This window comes from Kitasatospora sp. NPDC005751 (genome assembly GCF_040630835.1).
Lineage (GTDB): Bacteria > Actinomycetota > Actinomycetes > Streptomycetales > Streptomycetaceae > Kitasatospora.
The window spans coordinates 1-5,349 of the sequence record NZ_JBEXYC010000126.1; the positions used below are offsets into that span (position 1 = coordinate 1).

General features: G+C 76.0%; 1 protein-coding gene. It reads right to left on the reverse strand.

Going from position 1 to position 5,349, the window contains the following annotated elements; genetic code table 11:
• The coding region (locus tag ABZ497_RS36400; RefSeq protein WP_359812341.1) for an SDR family NAD(P)-dependent oxidoreductase at positions 1 to 5,294 on the reverse strand (5,294 nt) is incomplete at its 3' end.
• Positions 5,295 to 5,349: the final 55 nt, after the last annotated feature.

Here is a 5,349-nt window from a genome sequence, read left to right on the forward strand (position 1 = left end):
CGCAACACCTTGCGCGAAGCCAACTCACGCTCGAACTCCGACAACGCCTCCGGCTCACCCGACACCACCACCGCAGCCGGGCCATTCACCGCCGCCACCGACAGGCGCTCGCCCCAGCCCTCGACGATCTCCCGCACCGCCTGCGCCGGCATCACCACCGACACCATCGAACCCTGCACCGACAAACTCGTCAGCGCCCGAGCCCGCGCGGCGACCACCCGCGCGCCGTCATCCAGGGACAGCATCCCGGCCACCGTGGCCGCGGCGATCTCGCCCTGGGAGTGACCCACCACCGCATCGGGCGTGACGCCGGCGGCCTCCCAGACCGCCGCCAGCGACACCATCACCGCCCACAGCACCGGCTGCACCACATCAGCCGCGTCCAGACCCGGCGCACCCTCGGCACCCGCCAGAACCTCACTCAACGACCACGGCACATACGGCGCCAGCGCCGCCTCACACTCCGCCAGACGCGCCGCGAACACCGGACTGCACAACACCAGTTCACGGCCCATGCCAACCCACTGCGCACCCTGACCCGCGAACACGAACGCCGTCCGACCACCCGAACGGGCAACCCCCGACACCACCCCGGCCGCACCCGACCCGGACACCAGACCGCCCAGCCCCGACACCAACTCCTCACGACCGCCACCGACCACCACCGCCCGGTGCTCGAACACCGACCGCGTCGCCGCCAACGACCACGCCACACCCACCGGATCCACCGACGACCGCGCCGACACCCACTCCCGCAACCGGCCCGCCTGACCCGCCAACGCCTCCGACGACTGCGCCGACACCGGCCACGCCACCGGCCCGGCCGGCTCCAGCACCGCCACCACCGCGGCCTCACCGACCGGCTCGTCCAGGGCGTCCGCCTCCTCGGCGACCGCGGTCGGGGCCTCCTCCAGGATGACGTGCACGTTGGTACCGCTCATCCCGAAGCCGGACACACCGGCCCGGCGGACGTGCTCGCCGGTGGGCCACGCCACCGGCTCGGTCAGCAGCCGCACCTCGCCCGCCGACCAGTCCACGTGCGGGGTCGGCTCGTCCACGTGCAGCGTCTGCGGGAGCTGCTCGTTCTGCAGCGCCAGCACCATCTTCATCACCCCGGCCACACCGGCCGCGGCCTGGGTGTGCCCGATGTTCGACTTCACCGAACCCAGCCACAGCGGCCGGCCCTCCGGCCGGTCCTGGCCGTAGGTGGCGATCAGCGCCTGCGCCTCGATCGGGTCGCCCAGCGTGGTCGCCGAACCGTGCGCCTCGACCACGTCCACGTCGGCGGGCGACACCCGGGCGCTGGCCAGCGCCGCGCGGATCACCCGCTGCTGCGAGGGGCCGTTGGGGGCGGTCAGACCGTTGGACGCACCGTCCTGGTTGATCGCCGAACCGCGGATCACCGCGAGCACCTTGTGCCCGTTGCGTCGCGCGTCCGACAGCCGCTCCACCACGAGCATGCCCGCGCCCTCGGCGAAGCCGGAGCCGTCGGCCGCCGCGGCGAAGGACTTGCAGTGCCCGTCCATCGAGATGCCGCCGGCCTTGGCGAAGGCCACGAACACCCCGGGGGTGGCGGTGACGGTGGCCCCGCCGGCCAGGGCGAGCGAGCACTCGCCGGAACGCAGCGCCTGGGCGGCCAGGTGCAGCGCCACCAGCGAGGAGGAGCACGCCGTGTCCACCGTGACCGCCGGGCCCTCCAGGCCGAAGGTGTAGGACAGCCGGCCCGAGAGCACGCTGGTCGCGTTGCCGGTCACGAGGTGGCCCTCGACGACCTCGGTGCCCTCCAGTTGGACGTCGGTCGCGTACCGGGAGCTGTAGCCGCCGACGAAGGCGCCGGTCTGGCTGCCGCGCAGCGACGCGGGGTCGATCCCGGCCCGCTCGAACGCCTCCCAGGAGGTCTCCAGCAGCAGCCGCTGCTGCGGGTCCATCGCCAGCGCCTCACGCGGCGAGATGCCGAAGAACCCCGCGTCGAAGGCGCTGGCGTCCTGGACGAAGCCGCCGGCCTGGGTGTACGACTCGCCGTGCGGGTCGGTGTCCGGGTAGAGGCTCTCCAAGTCCCAGCCGCGGTCGCGCGGGAACGGGCCGATCGCGTCCGAGCCCGAGGCCAGCAGGCGCCACAGCTCCTCCGGGCTGGCCGCGCCGCCGGGGAAGCGGCAGGCCATGCCGACGATCGCGATGGGCTCGTCCGCGGCGCCGGTGGCCACCGGCGCGGCGGGCGCCGCGACGGCGGGCAGGTCGCCCGCCAGCTCGCCGCGCAGCAGCGTGGCGAGCGCGGTCGGGGTGGGGTAGTCGAAGACCAGCGTCGCGGGCAACCGCAGGCCGGTCTCGGCGTTCAGACGGTTGCGCAGCTCGACGGCGGTCAGCGAGTCGAAGCCGACGTCGGTGAACGGGCGGCCGGTGTCGATCGCGTCCGCCGAGGCGTGCCCCAGCGTGGCGGCGACATGGGCGAGGACGAGGTCCAGCAGCACCCGGTCCCGCTCGGGGCCGGAGACCGCCGCGAGCCGGCGCCGGAGCGCCTCGGCCGCGTCGGCGCCGGTGCCGGTGGCGGCGGCCGAGACGGCCGTGCGCCGGACGGACACCCCGGCCAGCGTGCGCCACAGCGGCGGGACGTCCGCGCTGCCGGCGGCCTGCGCCCGCAGCGCCGCCAGATCGAGGCGGGCGGGCATCAGCACCGCCTCGTCCCGGGCCAGCGCCACGTCCAGGACGACCAGGCCGTCCTCGGCGCCGAGCGGGACGAAGCCGCGGTCGATCCGCGACAGCGAGGTCCGGTCCAGGTTCCGGCCGATGCCCGCCTCGTGCATCCACGGGCCGAGCTGCAGCGACATCCCCGCGAGGCCGGCGGCCCGGCGGTACCCGGCCAGGGCGTCCAGGAAGGAGTTCGACGCCACGTAGCTGGCCTGGCCGGCCGCGCCGAAGGTGGAGGCCGCGGACGAGAACAGGACGAAGCGCTCCAGGTCCAGCCCGGCCGTCAGCTCGTGCAGGTTCCAGGCCGCGTCGACCTTCGGCCGCATGACGGCCGCCAGCCGCTCCGGCGTCAGCGACGCGATCACGCCGTCGTCGACGACGCCCGCCGAGTGGACCACGGAGCCCAGCGGGTTCTCGGCCGGGATCCGGTCCAGCACCTCGGCCAGCGCGTCCCGGTCGGCCGCGTCGCACGCGACGATCCGGACCCAGACGCCCAGCTCCGCCAGCTCGGCCGCCAGCGCGGCGGCTCCGGCGGCGGCCGGGCCGGAGCGGCTGGTCAGCACTGCACCACCGGCCCGGCCGGTCGCCACCAGGTGCTTGGCGACCAGCCCGCCCAGCGTCCCGGTGCCGCCCGTCACCAGCAGCGAACGCGCCGCCGGGTCGGCCACCGCGTCGGCCGGCCAGATGACCGGCTCCAGCTCGCCCGAGGGGCGGGTCAGGCGCCGGCCGTAGGCGGCCTCGCCGCGGATCGCCAGCTCGGGCTCGTCGCCGCCGACCACGGTGGCCAGCAGCGCGCTTCGGGCGCCGGCCTCGACGGCCGGGAGGTCGGCCAGGACCAGCCGGCCCGGGTTCTCGGCCTGGGCGGACCGCAGCAGCCCCCGTACGGAGGCCGCCGCCAGGTCCGTCACCGCCTCGCCGCCGGCGTCCACGGCGCCCCGGGTGACGACCACCAACCGCGCGGCGTCCAGGCGTGGTTCGTCCAGCCACTCGCGCACCAGCCGCAGTGCCTCGGCACCGGCCCGGCGCACCGTGTCCGGGAGGCCGGCGCCCTGGTCCGCGTCCCCGCCGAGCAGGGCGTCCGCGCACAGCAGGACGGTGCCGGGAGCGGCCTCGCCCGTCTCGACGGCGGCGGCCAGCTCGGCGATGCCGGCGAAGGCGCGCACCGGCACAGCGGCGGCGCCCAGCTCGTCGACCAGCCCGAAGCGGTCGGCGCCGATCAGCGCCCACTCGCCGGCCGGGGCGGCGCCGGTGGGCACCTCGGTCCACTCCTGGACGAACAGCGAGTCGTTCAACTCGTTCTGCGCGGAGCGCAGCTGGTCCATCGCGACGAGCCGCTTCACCAGCGACCCCACCGACACCACGGGTGCGCCGGTGGCGTCCGCGGCGGTCAGCGACACACCGCCCTGGGCGTCCTGGCGCAGCCGCACCCGCAGCACCGACGCGCCACCGGCGTGCAGCTCGACGCCGGTCCACGCGAACGGCATCGGTACCTGGCCCGGCTCGGCCTCGACGACCGGCTCCGCCAGCAGCGAGGCGTGCAGGGCGGCGTCGAGCAGCGCCGGGTGCAGGCCGAACGCGCCGGCCTCGGCCGCCGCCCCCTCGGGCAGCGCGACCTCGGCGAAGACGTCGTCGCCCCGGCGCCAGGCGGCCCGCAGGCCGTGGAACGTCGGGCCGTACACCTCGGCGAGGTGCACCGCGTACACGTCGGTGATGTCCACCGGTGCGGCGTCCTTCGGCGGCCACACCAGGAAGTCCTCGTCGGTCCGCCCGGCCGCGGTGGCGGGGGCGACCACACCGCTCGCGTGCAGGACCCAGGCCTGCGGGGCGGCCGTCTCCTCGGGGCGGGAGAACACCTCGACCCCGCGGCGGCCCTCGGCGTCGGGCGCGGCGACGACCACCTGGAGCTGGACCCCGCCGCGGTCGGCGGGCAGCACCAGCGGTGCGTGCAGCGTCAGTTCCTCCAGCAGGCCGCAGCCCACCTGGTCACCGGCGCGCACCGCGAGCTCCACGAAGCCGGTGCCGGGCAGCAGGACGACGCCGCCGACGGCGTGGTCGGCCAGCCAGGCGTGCGTGCGCAGCGACACCCGGCCCATGCACACCAGGCCCGCGCCACCGGCCAGTTCCACCACCGCGCCGAGCATGGGGTGGCCCACCGCGCCCAGGCCGAGCGACAGCGCGTCACCGCCGCCCGGGCGCGCGGAGCGCAGCTCGCCCAGCGTGCCCTTGGGCCAGAACCGTTCGTGCTGGAAGGCGTAGGTCGGCAGGTCCACTCCCGGTCCGGCCGGGAGCACGGCGGCCCAGTCGACGGCCGCGCCGCTGACGAAGGCCTCGGCGAAGGAGGTGACCAGGCGGGTCGCACCGCCGTCGTCACGCCGCAGGGTGCCGCAGACGGCGGCGGGCACCGCGCCCGGCCCAGCCTCCTGGGTGACCTCCTCCAGCGACTCGGTCATCGCGCCGAGCAGCACCGGGTGCGGGGAGACCTCGACGAACACCCGGTGCCCCTGACCCGCCAGGGTCCGCACCGCGCGGTCGAAGTGCACCGTCGCCCGCAGGCTGCCGTACCAGTAGACGGCGTCCAACTCCTCACCGGTCAGCGTCTCCCCGGTCATCGCGGACACCATCGGGATCCGGCCCGGGCGCGGTTCCACCGCGGCCAGCACGGAC